The organism is Aquipseudomonas ullengensis, assembly GCF_014174475.1.
Classification (GTDB): Bacteria; Pseudomonadota; Gammaproteobacteria; order Pseudomonadales; family Pseudomonadaceae; genus Aquipseudomonas; species Aquipseudomonas ullengensis.
Map to the genome: position 1 here is coordinate 131,134 of NZ_JACJUD010000005.1, position 18,190 is coordinate 149,323.

Annotated in this window: 14 protein-coding genes and 1 pseudogene; 6 read left to right on the forward strand and 9 right to left on the reverse strand. The window is 55.4% G+C overall.

What is annotated here, in order from left to right; genetic code table 11:
• Positions 1–224: 224 nt before the first annotated feature.
• From H3H51_RS15700 to H3H51_RS15710, 3 genes are all read right to left on the reverse strand, one after another.
• Entirely contained in the window at positions 225–3,416 is a 3,192-nt protein-coding gene (locus H3H51_RS15700; RefSeq protein WP_183090009.1) for a CusA/CzcA family heavy metal efflux RND transporter, read from the reverse strand.
• A 23-nt stretch (positions 3,417–3,439) separates the two neighbouring features.
• Positions 3,440–4,693, reverse strand: coding sequence for an efflux RND transporter periplasmic adaptor subunit (locus H3H51_RS15705; protein WP_183090229.1), 1,254 nt, complete (start codon positions 4,691–4,693; stop codon positions 3,440–3,442).
• A 371-nt stretch (positions 4,694–5,064) separates the two neighbouring features.
• Positions 5,065–6,255, reverse strand: coding sequence for a TolC family protein (locus tag H3H51_RS15710; RefSeq protein ID WP_183090230.1), 1,191 nt, complete (start codon positions 6,253–6,255; stop codon positions 5,065–5,067).
• A 562-nt stretch (positions 6,256–6,817) separates the two neighbouring features.
• Between H3H51_RS15710 and H3H51_RS15715 the strand changes: the two genes are divergently transcribed.
• The 4 genes and pseudogenes from H3H51_RS15715 to H3H51_RS15730 all read left to right on the forward strand — a co-directional run bounded on the left by H3H51_RS15715 (position 6,818) and on the right by H3H51_RS15730 (position 10,715).
• Positions 6,818–7,492, forward strand: a complete 675-nt coding sequence (locus H3H51_RS15715) for a heavy metal response regulator transcription factor (protein WP_183090010.1) — start codon at positions 6,818–6,820, stop codon at positions 7,490–7,492.
• On the forward strand, positions 7,489–8,934 hold the full coding sequence (locus tag H3H51_RS15720) for a heavy metal sensor histidine kinase (protein ID WP_183090011.1): 1,446 nt from the start codon (positions 7,489–7,491) through the stop codon (positions 8,932–8,934). The genes H3H51_RS15715 and H3H51_RS15720 overlap by 4 nt, the downstream gene beginning before the upstream one ends.
• A 65-nt stretch (positions 8,935–8,999) precedes the next feature.
• Positions 9,000–9,689: pseudogene (locus H3H51_RS15725) on the forward strand (OprD family outer membrane porin); the annotation flags it as partial.
• Between the two features lie 219 nt (positions 9,690–9,908).
• A complete protein-coding gene (locus H3H51_RS15730) occupies positions 9,909–10,715 on the forward strand; it encodes a DNA/RNA non-specific endonuclease (RefSeq protein WP_183090012.1) in 807 nt (268 codons plus the stop codon).
• Positions 10,716–10,919: 204 nt separating this feature from the next.
• Here H3H51_RS15730 and H3H51_RS15735 read toward each other — a convergent pair whose 3' ends face one another.
• The 4 genes from H3H51_RS15735 to H3H51_RS15750 form a co-directional block, all read right to left on the reverse strand.
• Positions 10,920–11,150: a hypothetical protein gene (locus H3H51_RS15735; protein WP_183090013.1), complete on the reverse strand. Its 231-nt coding sequence runs from the start codon at positions 11,148–11,150 to the stop codon at positions 10,920–10,922.
• A gap of 161 nt (positions 11,151–11,311) precedes the next feature.
• Positions 11,312–12,637: an OprD family porin gene (locus tag H3H51_RS15740; protein WP_183090014.1), complete on the reverse strand. Its 1,326-nt coding sequence runs from the start codon at positions 12,635–12,637 to the stop codon at positions 11,312–11,314.
• Between the two features lie 260 nt (positions 12,638–12,897).
• On the reverse strand, positions 12,898–13,242 hold the full coding sequence (locus tag H3H51_RS15745; RefSeq protein WP_183090015.1) for a DUF3703 domain-containing protein: 345 nt from the start codon (positions 13,240–13,242) through the stop codon (positions 12,898–12,900).
• A 12-nt stretch (positions 13,243–13,254) separates the two neighbouring features.
• A complete protein-coding gene (locus H3H51_RS15750; protein ID WP_456237008.1) occupies positions 13,255–15,450 on the reverse strand; it encodes a heavy metal translocating P-type ATPase in 2,196 nt (731 codons plus the stop codon).
• A 272-nt stretch (positions 15,451–15,722) separates the two neighbouring features.
• On the opposite strand from H3H51_RS15750, the gene cadR reads away from it, so the two are divergent.
• Together cadR and H3H51_RS15760 are read left to right on the forward strand one after the other, a co-directional pair.
• Positions 15,723–16,175: a Cd(II)/Pb(II)-responsive transcriptional regulator gene (cadR, locus tag H3H51_RS15755; protein ID WP_183090016.1), complete on the forward strand. Its 453-nt coding sequence runs from the start codon at positions 15,723–15,725 to the stop codon at positions 16,173–16,175.
• Between the two features lie 458 nt (positions 16,176–16,633).
• Positions 16,634–17,056 (forward strand): hypothetical protein, encoded by a 423-nt coding sequence (locus H3H51_RS15760; protein ID WP_183090017.1) that lies wholly within the window; start codon positions 16,634–16,636, stop codon positions 17,054–17,056.
• A 74-nt stretch (positions 17,057–17,130) separates the two neighbouring features.
• On the opposite strand, the gene H3H51_RS15765 is transcribed toward H3H51_RS15760, so the two are convergent.
• Together H3H51_RS15765 and H3H51_RS21175 are read right to left on the reverse strand one after the other, a co-directional pair.
• A complete protein-coding gene (locus H3H51_RS15765; protein WP_183090018.1) occupies positions 17,131–17,778 on the reverse strand; it encodes an HAD family hydrolase in 648 nt (215 codons plus the stop codon).
• Positions 17,779–17,866: 88 nt separating this feature from the next.
• Positions 17,867–18,103: an AbrB/MazE/SpoVT family DNA-binding domain-containing protein gene (locus H3H51_RS21175; RefSeq protein ID WP_235981392.1), complete on the reverse strand. Its 237-nt coding sequence runs from the start codon at positions 18,101–18,103 to the stop codon at positions 17,867–17,869.
• Positions 18,104–18,190 lie beyond the last annotated feature (87 nt).

Below are 18,190 nucleotides of genomic sequence, written 5' to 3' on the forward strand. Positions count from 1 at the left end.
AGATCGGCTGGACGATGACGCGGCTCAAAGCCGCATGCAGACTACATCGGCGATCGGCATTTAGGGTGGACACGCTCTTCGTGACCAGATTACTGCTGCAGGAGTTAGCCCCACAATCCCTGCACAAACTAATTCTCGATGAGGTCGCGAAAGCGAAGGTGGGCTCACCACGTGGTGGTCCAATACCGTCTGCGGCTTGGACCACCTAGTTCATACGAGAGACGTCAGCCCTTGTGCAACGCTACATCTCCATCGGAGTCGGACGACTCAGCATCCTCTTCTTCCTCGTCCCGCCGGTGCACCCACTGATACAGCACTGGCAGTACCAAGAGAGTGAGGGTCGTGGAGGATAGAATCCCTCCGATGACGACTGATGCCAGTGGTCGCTGCACTTCGGCCCCTGTGCCTGTCGCCAGCGCCATCGGCACAAAGCCCAGCGACGCCACCAACGCTGTCATCAGGACCGGTCGTAAGCGAGTCAGAGCGCCTTCAATGATTGCTGCGTGCAACGACCTTCCTTCCTCGCGCAGATTACGGATGAAGGAAATCATCACCAAGCCGTTCAGAACCGCGACGCCCGACAAGGCAATGAAACCGACGCCAGCCGAGATGGACAGGGGAATATCTCGCAGCCAAAGGGCGAGTACACCACCAGTCAGCGCGAAGGGAATGCCGGTGAACACCACCAAGCCATCCTTGACGTTATTGAACATCATGAACAACAAGGTGAAGACCAAGAGCAAAGCGACCGGGACGACGATCTGAAGCCGCTTGGCTGCCGACTGCAACTGCTCAAACTGGCCACCCCAGGTGCTCCAGTATCCAGCCGGAACCTTCACATCCTGCAGCAGGCGATCGCTGGCGTCCTGAACAAAGGACCCAATATCCCGTCCTCGCACGTTGGCGCTAACCACCACCAAGCGCTTTCCATTCTCACGGCTGACCTGGTTGGGACCAAGTACTAGGTCGAGGCTTGCGACCTCAGATAGCGAAATGAACGATATCTGCTCTGCAGCTCCGCCTGATGGTGCCGGAACAGGAATCAGCAAGCGCGAAAGGCCATCGATATCTGTACGCAGCCGATCCGAGAGGCGCACCACCATGTCAAAGCGGCGGTCGCCATCGAACAAGGTGCCTGCACGCTGGCCTCCTACCGCGAAAGCGATAGTGTCCTGAACATCGCCTACGTTCAGGCCAAAGCGAGCAGCTTTGTCACGATCGATATTGATGGTTAGCACAGGCAGCCCGGTGGTTTGCTCCACCTTCACCTCGGAAGAGCCCTCCACTTTCTCCAGCGTTTCAGCAATCTCAGCAGCAGTGTTGTTGAGTACCTCCATGTCGTCACCAAACACCTTCACTGCGACGTCACTGCGCACACCTGAAATCAACTCGTTGAAGCGCAACTGGATGGGCTGAGAAAGCTCGTAGTTGCTACCCGGAACTTCCGCACTCACACGCTGCAGGTCAGCTATCAACGCCTCTCGCGACTTGCCCGGGTCAGGCCACTGATCCTTGGGTTTGAGCATGACGTAAGCATCCGAGATGTTCGGCGGCATGGGGTCAGAGGCAATCTCTGCGGTACCGGTCCGGGCAAATACCCTCTCGATCTCTGGCACTTTTTCTACCAGTCTCTTTTCCAGGCGCGCCTGCATCTCCACCGACTGCGTCAGGCTAGTTCCTGGTACGCGCAACGCCTGCAGAGCAAAGTCCCCCTCGCTGAGACTAGGGATGAACTCGCTGCCCATGCGACTGGCCAATACACCAGACAGCACTACCAAGGTAACTGCGCCGGCAAATACTGCGGTTCGATTGCCCATGACCCAGCCCAGCACCGGCTCGTAGCCTTTACGGGCAGCACGCATGACGAAGTTCTCTTCCTCTTTGACCTTGCCAGTGATGAAGAGCGCAATCGCAGCTGGAACGAAGGTCACGGAAAGAATCATCGCCCCCAACAGAGCGATCACCACCGTGAACGCCATGGGATGGAACATCTTCCCTTCGACCCCTGTCAGCGCAAAGATCGGAAGGTAGACCACCATGATGATCAGTTGCCCAAAGATCAGGGCCCTGCGCGCCTCTCGCGAGGCGGCAAAAACTTCATGCACGCGCTCGGAGCGGGTAAGCATCCGGCCATGATGCTGTTGTGCGTGAGCCAACCGGCGAATGGCGTTCTCGACGATAACTACCGCGCCATCAACGATGATGCCGAAGTCCAAAGCACCAAGGCTCATCAGGTTTGCACTCACCTTGTAGGTGAACATGCCCGTAAAGGTGAAGAGCATCGACAGCGGGATCACCATCGCGGTGATGATCGCTGCACGGATATTGCCGAGGAACAGGAAGAGGATGGCTATCACCAGGATCGCCCCCTCAATGAGGTTCTTCTTAACCGTGGCGATGGCCTTGTCCACCAAATCAGTTCGGTCGTAAACCGTGATGGCGACTACCCCATCCGGGAGCGATCGATTGATCTGTTCCAGCTTGGCGGCCACTGCCTGAGAGACACTGCGACTGTTCTCGCCGATGAGCATGAACACCGTGCCGAGCACAACTTCTCGGCCGTTCTCGGTGGCAGCTCCAGTACGCAGCTCTCGGCCAATCTGCACATCCGCAATATGGCTGACCCGAATGGAGGTCCCGTCGACGTTGCTGATAACGATGTTGGCGATGTCCGCCGCGGTGGCAACCTGACCGGGCGCCCGAATCAGCAACTGCTCTCCACTACGCTCGATATAGCCAGCACCGACGTTGGCATTGTTACGCTCAAGTGCAGTGACCAGGTCTCCCAGTGTGAGCTTATAGGCGGCTAAGCGCTTAGGATCCGGGGCGATCTGGTATTCCTTCGCGAAGCCACCGATGGTGTTGATCTCGGCCACACCTGGAACGTTGCGCAGCTGAGGCTTGATGATCCAATCCTGGATTACCCGCAAGTCGGTTGGCGTATATGGCGTGCCGTCCTCCTTCAACGCTCCCTCTTTTGCCTCAACCGTCCACAAGAAGATCTCGCCCAAGCCTGTCGAGATTGGGCCCATCATTGCCTCTGTACCTTCCGGCAATTGCTCGCGGGCAACCTGTAGGCGCTCATTGACGAGCTGACGGGCAAAGTAGAGATCCGTACCGTCTTCGAAAATCACGGTCACTTGCGACAACCCGGAGCGCGAAAGTGACCTGGTCTGTTTGAGATGCGGTAAGCCGGCCATGGCCGTCTCGATCGGAAAGGTAATGCGCTGCTCGGTTTCTAAAGGTGAGAAACCTGCCGCTGCGGTATTGATCTGTACCTGAACGTTGGTGATATCAGGAACAGCATCTATGGGGAGCTTCTGGTAGCTGGCAATACCCAACCCAGCCATCGCCAATACGGCGAGCATCACAATGATGCGCTGCTCGATAGCGAACTGAATGATGCGTTCGAACATAAGAATCTTCCGTCAATAGCGGGTCAGTGGGCGTGGTCTGCGGAGCCTTTACCCAGCTCGGACTTGAGGATGAAGCTCCCTTCTGTCGCAACCTGCGCGCCGGCGGCCAAGCCTTGGGTAATTTCCAAGGTCCCTTCGCTGCGCGTGCCTAACACCACGGGAAGCGCTACGAAACCATCTTCCACACGAACGAAAACCGTGGGTTTCTCATCGATGGTTTGAATTGCCTGCGCCGGGACGGTGACGTTGGCCTGGCGGGAGTCGGTCGATAGTGCGACCGATACAAAGAGGCCTGGACGCCATGCGCCATTGGGATTCTCGAGGGTTGCACGGGCAGTCGCTGTACGTGTCTGCTCGCCAAGCAAGCTCCCAACGTACGAGACGTTGCCTACAACCTCAGCCTCCAGCTCAGGCGCACTGATCTTGACTGGCTTTCCGACCTGAATCTTGCCCAAGTCCCGAGGTGCAACACTGAAGGTTGCCCAGACACGACTGAGATCTGAGATGGTGAAGGCGTTGCTCGCTTCGTTAACGACCTCGCCAAGCACTAGGTGTTTCTCCACCACAATGCCATCGAACGGGGCTCTCAGCTCGTAGCGGTTACCACCTGCAAGAGCGACGTTTTCGCCCAGGGCCCCCATTTTCTGACGGGCATTACCAAGAGCAATTTCTGCCTCCTGTAGCGACTGGCGAGCCTGCAGATAATCCTGCTCTGCAGAAATCTTCTCCTTCCACAGTTGCTGCTCCCGCTCAAAGGTTGTGCGGGCCAGCTCGACCTTGCGCTGAGCCGCAGCAAACTCACTGCGCTGATCGGATATTTGCTGGCTTGCGATGACTGCCAGGAGTTGGCCTTTCTTAACAGACACTCCCAAGTTGACCTTGACGCTTTCCACGACACCGGCCGTTCGAGGAACCACGTGAGCCGTATGGTCCTCATCGAAGCGAATCTCACCGGGGAGGTTGATAGTAGCGCTCATCACTCCAGCGGCAGCCTTAGCCAACTGGACTCCAGCTGCATCGATTTGCTCGTTGCTGAGCTCGATGAGGCCTTCCTCTTTGGAGTAGCTGAAACGGTAAGCCCTTCCTACTCGCTCAATCAGGATGAGAGCCTCAAAGTAGTGCGGCTCGGCGATACCTGTTGCACTGACGAAGGCGTTCCCCTTTGGCTCGAACCGAAGGGTATTCACTTCCCCTGAAGGTCGCCTGATCTCCATGGACACCCGAGTGTTGTCGCCAGACAGAATCTGCTGCCCTCCCTGTGCCAGATACAACGACATGGGAGTACTTCCATCTGCACTCTCCGGTGCGACTAGCTCAGCGCAGAAGTTATCCTGAGTGAACAGCGTTCCGCCGTTAGGGCCGCGGGCATGATGCTCGGTATCCCCATGATCATCAGCATCGTCGTGACCCTGCTTAGCTTCTTCACCATGGTGCTCTGTGTCCTGATGGCTGCTTGTCTCGGCATGCCCATCAGATCCCTGGCCTTTCTCCTTATCCATGAGGAGTACTCCGCCACCAACAAGCCCTATGCCTGCAATGATCGCGAGTACGAGGGGTAATTTTCTGCTCATAAGCAACTCCTGAATAAAATACAGCGACCCGCAGTCCAGTTGCGGGTCACAAAGAAGGTCGTTGGTAATTCAGTGGTTCAACGTGGAGCAGGGATGCCTGATACGTCGCCATACACGCGCTCTAACTGCACCCAAGCCGCGGTGGCTGAGGCTAGGGCGTCGACATACTGCGTACGGGCACCAATCAGGGTTCGCTGAGCATCCAGCACATCGAGAAAACCGAATTTGCCCATTTCGAACCCGCGGGTAGCGCTATCAACAGCGCTTTTGGCCGATGGCAGAATCGTCTGGTTGAGTGACTTGATCTCCTCGTTTGCGACGATCCATTGCTCCATGGCCTGTTGCACATCTGCCCTGAGGCGCAGTTCGGTGGCATTGCGCAGGTCGCGGGCTTGGTCGGCTCGGCGTGCAGCAGAAAAAATATTGCCCTGGTTACGATTGAAGAGAGGAATCGGCATCGATAGGCCAACTACGTTGACTCGCTCCCGATCTTCAGCGCTGTATTGGCTGCCCAGACTCACGTTCAGATCAGGAATACGCTGGGTCTTTTCCAGCTCGAATGAAGCTTCTTGCTGTTCCACGGACAACCGGGCCAGGCGCATTTCTGCGGTTGCCCCTAGAGCTGACCACAGCTGGCTGACTGTCGGCGGCTCAGGGATGCTGGTTGCATCTCCCACGACACTGATTTCTGCACTACCACCACCGATGACAGCCTGCAGTCGTGAATGGGCGCTTGCTTGATCTCGCTGAGCTCGACGTAGCTCAAGCCTAACCTCAGAGAGCTGCACCTGAGCGCGCGTCAGCTCAACTGGTGAAACCTTGCCCGCCTTGACGCGCCCCTCAGCTCCCTGAACTCCTCGCTCAGCCAGCACGAGAGATTGCTCTGCCAGTGCGACACGCATCTCTGCTTGCAAGTTGTCGTAGAACGACAGGATGACATCGGCGCGCAGCGCATTCTGGCTGCGCTCTAGTTCGACCGACGCTGCGCTCTGGCCTTTCTCCGCCTGCTCAATGCGGGCCCCTCGCTTCCCCCCAAGCTCAATTGGCTGAGTAATTTGGGTAGTGGTAGTCCGCGTGTCGCTACGGGTGTCCTCCACCTCCCATGAGAGCTCTGGGTTTGGCAGTAGGCCTGCCTGCTGCCGCTCGCCCAGGGAGATATCTACCAAGCGGCTCGCAGCCGAGAGAGCCGGATTGTTGTCCTGCGCCTGACTCAATGCGTCAGCCAGCGACAGCTCCACAGGCGCAGCTTGTGCTGGCCGGCCAACCATCCAAAGGGACACCAGTAACACCGGAAGAAACTTCCGATAAAAACCCGCAACAACACCATCGCAAGAAAGCAAGGGTTAATCCTCCGCAACCAATGATCATTCCTTGGTTCAAATGGCTCGATCCGGTAATTGCGATCAGCTGATGAAGACAGGGAGTGAGTTAGCCGCAGAATTTAGATATCAGTTCATATCGCCAAGGTGACTGGAAAATTACAAATATGTAATCAAGGCCTACAGGCCACTCCGCTGTATTAAGATGCCCCATCAGGAAACCCTGCGAAGTTACATGTTGAAACAAACCTAGCTCCTGCTAAGGAACCTTTCTAGAAATCAGCAAATCCAGCAAAGCAACCTGTCCGAGATGCTCACAGCCATGCGACAGCTTGTCGCAATGCCAGTCATATCAAGACCCACGTGTTGACCCTGTAGCCGCTACAGGCTTTAGGCTTGGCTATTCGAATTGTGCTCTCAAAGACTTTTAATTCCATACCATTATTACTTTCTTGAAACTTTACGCGACTCATCAAATAACAATAAGTCGCCTTCCTTGGATGAATTTAATATGCGAATCCTAGTTATTGAGGACGAGCCGAAAACTGCTGAATACCTGCATCAGGGACTGACTGAAAGTGGATATGTAGTAGACAAGGCCTCTAATGGATTAGATGGCCTTCACCTTGCAAGACAACATACATATGACTTGGTCATTTTGGATGTAAATCTTCCAGAAATAGATGGCTGGGGCGTGTTGGAAAATCTCCGCCGTGATAACAACACACGCGTAATGATGCTCACCGCCAGAGGAAGGCTGGCGGACAAGATCAAGGGATTGGACCTGGGTGCAGATGACTATCTGGTGAAGCCCTTCGAGTTTCCTGAGCTGCTGGCTCGAGTTCGCACCCTCCTGCGACGCAGTGAGCAAGCACCGGCGCCGGAGACTCTCCGTGTAGCAGACTTGGAGTTGGACCCTGCCAGACATCGAGCCTTCCGCGGTGAGCAACGAATAGATCTGACGACAAAAGAGTTCGCTCTGTTGTACCTGCTGATGAGACGTTCTGGCGAGGTGCTTTCTCGCACTCAGATCATTTCATTGGTGTGGGACATGAACTTCGATTGCGACACGAATGTGGTCGAAGTATCCATCCGCCGCTTGCGCGCCAAAATCGACGATGCCTTCGACAGAAAGCTAATTCATACCCTCAGAGGGGTGGGTTACGTGCTCGAGGAGCGGGAATGAAACCTGCCAGCCTCTCCATGCGCTTAGGGCTCTCTGTTGCCCTGATGGGAGCCGCACTAGTGGTGCTTTTGGCCACCCTCGCTTACTTCTCGTTGACGCATGAGCTTGCCTCACTGGCTCGAAGCAGCCTGAGCGGTAAGCTGGAGCAGATCCAGCACCGCCTTGAAGAGGATTCACTATCGAGCGCTGGTATCGCCAAGCAACCGCATGGACTGCTCGACCTAGTGGTAGGCCATGACAATCTGCAGCTAGCCATCTATGAACGAGGGCCTGACGGGAAGAAGTTGCTGAGCGTTAGTAACAGGTCAGATGCTCCGAAACTACATTCTGAAGGTGTCGTAGGGGTCTTCTTCCATGAATGGCTGGATAGCACCAAGCACAGCTTCCTGACGGCTTCGAAGAATGTGCGCTTGAAAGATGGCAATGAAGTAACGATCCAGCTCTCTATAGACCGCTCTGCAGACGATGCACTACTTACGGCATACCTTCGATCCACCATGATCGCTCTGCCGTTTCTTCTGCTCTTCATTGGTGTTGGTGCCTGGTGGATTGTCCAACGCGGATTGTCACCGCTGCGCCAGTTCAGAAAAATTGCCTCACAGGTTTCTACGCAGGACCTGACCCATCGCATACCAATTGAGCGACTGCCTCAAGAGCTGAGCGAACTGGCGCACGGCATCAACTTCATGCTCCATCGCCTAGACAGCGGCGTTCAGCAGCTGTCGCAGTTTTCTGATGACCTGGCCCACGAGCTACGTTCCCCTATCACTAATCTGATGGGTAAGGCTCAGGTAACGCTTTCACGAGAGCGCCCGCCTGAAGAGTACAAGGCAGTTCTTGAATGCTGTACCGAGGAGCTTGAGCGCGTAACGCGCATCGTCTCGGACATGCTCTTCCTCGCCCAGGTGAGCCACCCCGCTTCGTTGGTTCCTTTCGAGCGTATTGATTTAGACGACGAAGCACGCCGGGTAGCGGACCTCTTCTCTATCTCCGCCGAGGAAAAGCAAATTGCGATAGACATCAGCGGGGCCGGCCATACCTTTGGCGATCGATTGATGATCCAAAGAGCCGCCTCGAACCTTCTATCGAACGCCATACGCCACAGCCCACGCAAAAGCAGGATCTCGCTGCTGATTGAAAAGCAGCATGAGACGGTCTCAATGTCGGTTGGCAACCCAGGGATTGGTATCCCAGCCCAGCACATTCCACATCTGTTCGAGCGCTTCTACCGGGTAGATACCAGTAGATCCCGGGCAGAGGGAGGCACAGGCCTGGGGCTGGCTATCGTGCGCTCCATCATGAGCCTGCACCAAGGCTCCGTTGATGTGTCCAGCGTACCGGGCAACTACACCGTTTTCCGATTGTTGTTCCCTCGAGCGCCAGAAACTCCAGCGAGCCTGGTGCATGCCGGAATCGGAAAGCAGAGAAGACAGCTGAGCTGACTTCTATCGCCCTAGCCGCTGTGGTCTCACATGCGGCTGAGCCTCCTTTACCCCGGAGCATCACCATGAAAAAAATAACTGCCTCCCTAGCACTGGGACTTCTGGGCCAGCACGTATACGCCGCTGGTTTCATCGAAGACAGCAAGGTCACCATCGGCCTGCGCAATTTCTACATCAACCAAGACACCCGCAACCAGGACGCCAAGACTCAGGAAGAGTGGGGCCAGGGCTTCCAGTTCAACTACATCTCAGGCTACACCGAAGGCACTGTCGGCTTCGGCGTCGACGCCCTCGGTCTGCTCGGTGTCAAACTGGATTCTGGCAAGGGGCGTCACTACAACCCCGACTCCAGCAAGTACGGCGGCACCGTATTCCCCACAGATGAAAACGGCCGAGCAGTAGACGATTTCAGTAGCCTGGGCCTGACCGGCAAGGTTCGCCTGTCGAAGACCGAGGCTCGTATCGGCACCCTGCAGCCCAAGCTACCGGTAGTGACCTTCAACGACGGCCGCCTGCTGCCGCAGACCTTCGAGGGAGGCCAGGTCACCTCCGCCGAAATCGACAACCTGACGCTGATCGGCGGCCAACTGGAGCACGCCCAGGGCCGTAATTCGAGCAACAACGAAGGCCTGTCCATCGCTGGCTCCAACAACGCCGAGACCGGCCAGTTCAGCAACAAGTTCTACTACGGCGGTGCCGACTACAAGATCAGCAAAGACCTACTGGCGCAGTACTACTACGGCAAACCGTCTGATCGTCAGCTACACCCTGTCGCTTCTCTAATACCCCTATCACGGTTCGTCGCAGCAGCCGCTCGGCGAACCGCTCTACTAGGCCCACGCTGACTTAATCAGGGTTGGGGCTGAACCTATGAGACTGCATATCCCGGTGCAGTGGTAGAACCACATCCTAGGTGCAGCGGCCAGGTCATGAAGGACTACAATCCTTCGTCAACGACCTCAAGGAAGAGATCTATGCGCCGCCTTCTCCTAGCCCCTCTGCTGATCCTAATTGGATCGTGCACGAACCAAGAGACATCAATTCACAAGGGCCCCCCAGTGCCTGCGGCAGCGCCTGCGCTGAACGAGGATGTCTCTTTGGTTGAGTTGGATTACGGCCGCTTTCAGATTTTGTACGACTGCCAACGCGGTGAGCCACACAGATTCACCTACACGGCCACTGAAGACAGAAGTGCGATTCCACGGGTTGATAATTTTCGAGTGGATCGCAGCCTGCCAGAGGGCTGCAAAGGGCAGCACTCAGCCTCCACCTACTCGACTACGCCCGGCTTTGATCGGGGGCACCTAGCTCCGTCCAACCACTTCGACGACAGCATCCAAGCTATGAACGCCAGCAACATGATGACGAACATCGTTCCTCAGCTGTCGTCGCACAATCGAGTCACTTGGTATCGGACTGAAACGCTTACCGAATGCTACCGGGACTTCAAACCGATCAAGGTTATCGGCGGGGTTGTATTCGGCGACATGCTTGAGGACCTGATGAATGACCACTTCGTGAAGTCGCATGGTGTAGCAACGCCAGAGGCCTTCTGGAAGGTCCTGCTGACCACGGACGAAACAGATCAACCGACAGTCATCGCTTGGTGGATACCGCACAAGAAAGGGCTGGGCACCAATCTAGACCCGTTCGTTCGTACCGTGCGCGAGATCGAGGTATTGCTCGGCCCCTATGAACCCCCGATTAACATTCCCGAGGAGCTCAAGGACATCAAGCCGGCCCGGAGCTGGGAGCTACCAACCGGCTGTGATCTGGAATAGCCAATATGGTTACAGCGCTCTGCTGAAGGGCAGTCGCGGCATGAGGTGAGACGTGAGTTAGAGAATTGCTTGCCCTGTGGGGAGTGGCAGTTTTCAGTGGGGCGAGGGATAAAAAAATGCGCCCTGGGGAGGGCGCAGAGGGTACACCTCTTTCCAAAGGAGCTCGTGGAGCTTCTAGAGGTGAACTCGGGAGGGGAAAGACGATCAGCCTTCGTTGGCTGTACTTTTGTCTTGGGCGGTATCTTTCTTAGTGCTGCCATTTTTCTGGCTTTCTACTTGTGCCGCCTGCTTTTCTTTCCCATGAATTTTTTTCTGGTTCTCTTTGAATCGCTTCACAAACTCTTGCGAACGGTTGTAGCCATCTCCTCGTGCAAGCACGGGGGCTGTAGCGCCGACAGCAAGAATTCCAATAAGGGCTGCATATGCAATCTTCATAAGTTAGGTCTCTTTCAGTTGGTGATGAGCTCTTTAATGTCGCTCTGTGAAGATGTCCTAATCTTACGAAGATGAAGCTAACGGGAGCATGAGCCCAAAATTACAATATTGACATGCTTGTCGGATGGGGCGGGCAGCTGACTACCCGCTCCGCTTCTTAGTTAGAGAACCTCCAGCGGATATTCGGCAATTAAACGAACTTCATCCAAGTCGGATTCATAGTCAGTTGCGCGGGTGGTCATTTGGCGAATACGGAAAGACATGTCTTTCAGCGACCCAGACTGCACAACGTACTTCGCTTCGATATTTCGCTCCCAACGCTTTTGGTCGGTTAGCGGGTTACCGTTCTCATCGCGGCGCATGTAAACGCCGTTCGCATCGGAGTAGTCCGCGTCGGTACCGAAGGCATAGCGGGTCATGAAGCTCAAGCCAGGAACGCCATAAGCGGCCATGTCGATGTCGTAACGCACCATCCAGGAGCGCTCTTTAGGAGAGTTGAAGTCGCTGTATTGGATGGAGTTGTCGAGGTAAATCGAGTCGGACTGGCGCAGGTAATCGAAGTCATCGTCGCCGTTGTTGCGCTGATGGGACAGCGCCAGAGAATGTGCGCCGAACTTCACACCGACCTTGCCACTGTAGATGTCGTTGTCGAACTCACCCAGCAGTTTCTGCCCTTGGTCGACGGCCTTGTAGTAGTTCAGACCACCGAACAGCGAGACGCTTTCAGAAAGCGGGTGACTCCAGGACAGGCCGGCATAGTGCTGGTTCCAGGCATCTTCCAGGCGGCTGGTGTAGAGACTGAAGGCCAGATTGTCGTTCAGGGTGTAGTCGCCACCAAAGTAGGCAGCCCAAGGCGCATCAACGCCGCCGGCGTAGAAGGTGGCGAAGTCTTCGCGCATGCCACTCTGCTGCGGTTGGCTCATTGCATGAACTCGACCGCCCTGCAGGGTAAGACCGTCAATGCTGTTGTTGACGGCGGTGACACCTTTGAAGCTTTCCGGAAGGAGGCGAGAATCTCCATAGTGGAGAACCGGAGTCGTCGGGAATACATCACCAGCCTTGATGACCGTATCGAAGAGTCGAACCTTTACGGCTCCGCCCAGCTTGGAGTAGTCATCTTCGGCTTCCCCGTCACTGTTCACAGGTAGCAGATTGATGCTGCCGCCCGGACCATAGCGGCCGTCACCGGTATCCAGTTTGATGCCCAGCATCGCGAAGGTATCGATACCTACACCGACAGTACCTTCGGTAAAGCCAGATTCGAAGCTAACCATGACACCATGTGCCCAAGCTTCGGAATAGCCATTACCAGTTGAACTGGACTGACCATTACGAAAGTCACGGTTCATGTAGAAATTTCGATTGAGGATATTAAGGCTACTTCCCTCAACGAAACCCTCACCTTTTGCTTCCTCAGCATTAGCAACTATAGGGCTGACACCAATAATTGCCGAAAAAACTGCAAGAGATAATTTGGTGTTGCTCATTAAATGCTCCTTTATTTTTGGCAGATTTGGATGTTTGCCATGAATCTTCTTGTAGGTATGGAGCCTCGGCGCGAGGGCGGCCAGAGGCGATCGCACCTATCGTTGCAAGCCGTAGATAACTTGAAGATGATCGGAAAATTACAATTCTGTAATCTTCGAAAATACGAGGGAGTCCGCTACTTAATTTGACACTTTTTGCACAACCGAAGCCCTATGGCGCACGCGAAGGGTGCGCATAGTAAAAGAGCGTCTGTTCTGGTTCAGTTGTCGTTCGCGAGGAGGTCTTGCAGGTCTTCTGAGACGGGCATTGGGAGAAACGCGCTAACTCGTGCGCGCCCAGTATTGCCAATGGGAACCCAGATTCGAGAGAAAAGCAGGGCAGCCACTATGCGAGGTATTTGTCCAAGGACCTCCCGATAGTCCTTGGTTTGCAGTCCCAGGCGTAGCATCAGCCAATGCGATTTGGCATGCAGGTAGGGGTGCCGCTGAGTCAGGATGTGGGCGCGCTCTAGCCACTCGAATGCTCTGTCAGTCTCCTTCAGCCGCAGGTATGTGTCGGCTTGCGCAAAGGCTTTTGCAATTGCTGACTTCAGTTGAGATTGCATCGCTTACCCCAGTTACTGCCTGAGTAGTCTCAGCCCGTTAAACACCACGAGCAGGCTGACGCCCATGTCCGCGAAGACCGCCATCCACATGGTGGCGCCTCCTGTGATGGCCATGCCCAGGAAGATAGCCTTGATGCCAAGTGCCAGGGCGATGTTCTGCTTCAGGATGGCAGCGGTACTACGGGATAGGCGGACGAACGTAGCGACCTTGCGCAAGTCGTCATCCATCAGTGCAACGTCTGCGGTTTCTATCGCCGTGTCGGTCCCTGCACTACCCATGGCGAAACCAATTTGAGCTTTTGCCAATGCTGGGGCATCGTTAATTCCGTCTCCCACCATGCCAACCGTTAGGCCTTGAGCCTGCAAGTCAGAGATGACTGTGAGCTTGTCTGCTGGCAACAGGTTGCCACGAGCTTCATCGATACCCACCTGCTGGGCGATCGCCAAGGCTGTGTGCTCATTATCGCCACTGAGCATGCAGGTCTTTACCCCAAGCTCATGGAGCTGCCGCATGGCATCGGCGCTGGTCTCTTTCACGGTGTCTGCGACCGCGAACAGAGCAAAGGGCTGTTGGTCGCTGCACAGAATTACGACGGTCTTACCCTGACGCTCTAACCGCTCCAGCGTAAGCTCCAGCTCCTTTGAACAAATCCCCAGCTCCTCAACCAAACGATGGTTGCCTAGATACAACAACTGGCCTTTCACACGGCCTTTGACTCCTCGACCAGCCAGCGCTTCGAACTCCTCGACATCCAGCAGCGACACATTGTTGTCCATCGCATGTCGAGCTAGTGCTTTTGATACCGGGTGATCAGAGCGAGCAGCGAGGCTGGCGGCACTGACACGATGCATTTCGATATCTGTTTCTTTGAGCGGCAGGAAGTCTGTCTGAACCGGCTTTCCTTGAGTGATGGTTCCAGTCTTGTCGAGCGCAAGCAGTGCCAGATCTTTACCGCTTTCCAGATAGACACCCCCTTTGATAAGGATGCCTTTGCGTGCTGCCGCCGCTAAGCCGCTGACGATGGTAACGGGAGTGGAAATGACCAGAGCACACGGGCAAGCAACGACCAGTAATACCAGCGCCCGATAGATCCACTCCTGCCACGCGCCACCCAGCAATAGCGGTGGGAGTATGGCGACCCCTAGAGACACCAAGAACACGGCGGGGGTGTAGATCTGAGAAAAGCGATCAACGAAACGCTGAGTAGGCGCCCGGGAGCCCTGGGCCTCTTCCACCGCATGAATGATCCGCGCCAGGGTGGTGTTGGTAGACGCCGCTGACACCCGGAACTCCAACGACCCGGCCTCGTTAATCGTGCCCGCAAAAACCTGATCTCCAACGATCTTATCTACCGGCAAGCTCTCGCCGGTGATGGGTGCTTGGTTGACGGTGGAGGTACCTGCCGTCACCTCGCCATCCAAGCCAATCCGCTCACCTGGCCGTACCCGGACAACAGCACCAAGCGCCACCGCCTTGGTATCCGTATCGAGCCAGGATCCATCGGCCTGCAAAACAGTGGCCCGCTCTGGAGTTAAATCCATGAGCCCGCGGATGGCGTTACGTGCTCGCTCCAGTGAGCGCGCTTCAATAACCTCGGCTACCGCGAAGAGCACCATAACCATGGCCGCTTCAGGCCATTGGCCAATGAGTACTGCACCGGTTACAGCAATGCTCATGAGGGCATTGATGTTCAGGTTGCGGTTCTTGATCGCAATCCAGCCCTTCTTGTAGGTACCGAGCCCACTTAGTGCTATCCCCACTACTGCTAGGGCAGCAACCACCCATTCGGGGGCTAACTGCCCGAAGTGGATTATCTCGGCTGAAACCGCAGCGACTCCCGCTATCGCCAGTGGCCACCAATGCTTCTTCTTCGTTGGGGTAGGTTCCTGGCTGTCGGCACGACCCTCAACAACTGGAGAAAGCCCGAGCTCCTGGATGGCTGCCATGAGTTGAGGCAACAGCTCAGGGGCATGGTCTACGACCAGAGTGCGTTGCAGCAGGTTGAACTGCAGGCTGCTGATGCCCTTTTGGTTAGCGAGCTTGTCGCGGATGAGCGTCTCCTCAGTAGGACAGTCCATCTGCTCGATGCGAATTCGGGTTTGTACATGGGCGTCCGTGAGCTCGGCCTGCATACCCAGGGAGGCGATCACATCAATGATGGGGGTGACCGAAGGAAGGCTGTGCTGCACACCTAGAACGCGGGTCATCAAGTTAAAGTCGAGTTGGTGTATCCCAGCCAGAGACCCAAGCTTGCTCTGAATGAGGTTCTGTTCTGTTGGACAGTCCATCGCCTGGATATGGAAAGCACTGAATGTCGTTCCTGATGGCGCAGGCTCAGGCTTTTGGTCTTCAGGCTTTTGATTATCCGAGTGGTCGTGACTGCAGCAGTTGCTCATGGTGGGGCCTCATATCTAAGTCATTGCAGAGTCAACACCCTGAAGCCACTATAGGGTCAAGCATTGATCAGGAGATTCGGCCCATGAAGATTGGGGAGCTCGGAAAGCAGGCTGACTGTCAGGTGGAGACTATTCGTTACTATGAGCGTGAAGGGCTGCTGCCTGCTCCTAGTCGAAACGAGGGGAACTACCGGGTCTACGGGAAGGACCACCTAGAGCGGCTTGTATTCATCCGTAACTGCCGAACTCTGGACATGACGCTTGATGAAATACGGCGGCTGCTTTTGCTCATCGATCGTCCGGAGGAGAGCTGCGATAGCGTTAACGGCCTGGTAGATGAGCACATTCGCCATGTGGAGCTTCGGATCAACAGCCTGATAGCTCTGCAGAAACAGCTTGTTGAGTTGCGCCATCGATGCGCAGCGGATAGAGGTGTCGATGAATGCGCGATCATCCAGCAACTCAGCTCAAGCGGAGGAGTTCAACCGTTGCCTGAGGCAGAGCATACCCACGTGGGTAAGAGCCATCGCCACTGAAACGACCACCGCGTGCTCTCTTACGCTGCGCTGACATGAGAGTGCCCTGTAGCAGGAATTAGCTATGCAGCTTCGTTGCAGACACGAGTTCGATCTCGCGGATGTAGTTGGGTAATTGCACAGCCACTGGCCAGCCATTTACATCGAACTTGACCGGCATGCTTCGAGGCCCTGATCTGGGGAGGATCAATCCGAAGCCTCACCCAGCGATAGGCCGTAATCGGTCAGAAGCGGAGATCGAACCTTGCCTAAGCTTTCCTTCATTTGAGGCGTCGAGATCTCTAGGAAAACTGGGGCTATTCATCTCGCCTTCGCGGCGAGAGAGAGTCAGAAATCCCATAAGGCAAGTCCTTTGCTGATTGGGGAAGTGCGCGTCCTGCCCAGGCAGTCTAGAACAAGGTGGCGGATGTCGAATGTGCAACTGCACGCAGCGTGAGGAGCCAGGTATGTGCGGAGGCGTGGAAGCCCGTGAGGCGGACAAGGTCTGGAAGATCTATTTCCCCAACCCCAAGGCCGTTATCCCAGTGCTGCTGGAGGAAGGTGGTCAACTGGACTGGATTACTTGGGGCAGGCGTAAGGAACAGCCTGGCAGCGGCCCACAGGGGGGCTGGGCACAACCCAGCACTCTGAAGGCCGGTGACTGGGCTAGATATAGTCCGCGCCGTGGCTTCGTCATGGTTCAGCGCTTTATGGAGAAAGAAGGCAAGTTCGGCGAGAAAAATCGTCAATCACACTGGCTCAATGTGCCAGATGGTTATGCGCTGGAATGCCTGGTACTTGGAGAGGGTGATGCGCGGCAAGCCTATATCGGGACCACCGGCGCCCCCGAAGAACACAAATGGATTCATGATCGATGGCCAGTTCTCGCCCGCATCCGCTAATTCATTGCCTCACAGCTTTCGACCAGTCGAGCTACTTACGCGAGACTACTCGCGGCCCAACGCGATTTTCATAGTTATCTCCGATCATGTGGAACCTGCAATCTCATCCTCAGCACTGTATCTGTAAACGCTGCTAGCTCCGAGAAGTCACCAAGTGACTTTGCTTGAGATCTGCGGAGGAAATGCCCTTTGATACCAATCTCGGTTGGGCCGTCTCTATCGCAACGCTGAGAGTCACCGATCATCCACGCACTTCGCGCGGCTACACCAAGCCGCTCCAGTACCACTGCGTAGATGCGTGGATCAGGCTTGAGAGCTCCCACTGCATAGCTGTAGCCGTATGCATCAAGCCCCGGCCATAACTCATCAACCACCGCTCCATATGGCATGGCCAGGTTCGAACAAATCGCAACCTTTATGCCAGTCGCTTTCAGCGTACTTATGCAATCTGCGGCGTCCGGAAAGGGTTCGATGGTTTCCAGCTCCGCATCAAGCTGGGATTGGAGGAGAGCCATTTCTGCACTAGGGATATCGATGCCAAAATGAGCCGCTGCTCGTTCCAGATTGAAGGGGTTCGTCATGATGACCGCCGCATCATTCAGATCAATCTGTAGTCCTTGTGCTCGACCATGCATTAGAAGCGTCTTGAACGGATGAGTCGGCTTAGCTATCCGCACTATGGTGCCAAACGCATCGAAGATTACGGCTTGGAGACTGGACACTGACTTACCTCGCTCTCAGACCATCAGTACTTGATTAGAGGAGCTAAGCAGGCTGACTGAGGAGCAACGACTGGACCTTTATAAGCGTTTAGGTGGGGGTATTTTTTCGATTTGTCGCGGAGCTCGTGTGCTCAAACAGCTCGTCTATGCGGTCACGAACACGGGGAGTTTTGCTCAGCACAATACAACGGGTTGTGCCGACATATTCTTCTATGAGGTAGAGGCTATCCCCCACGTCAACACCCATTTCTTGAAGAACTTCGTCAGGAACCCGGATGGTGCCATCACCATCCCAATCCTCAATTACCACCTGCGTTACCGTCATCTATCGGGTCCTCAAATAGCAGAGCTGACGCCTTGGACTGGCGGAGTATCAGGAAGTCTATCCAACACCAGTAACGACCGAGATCAG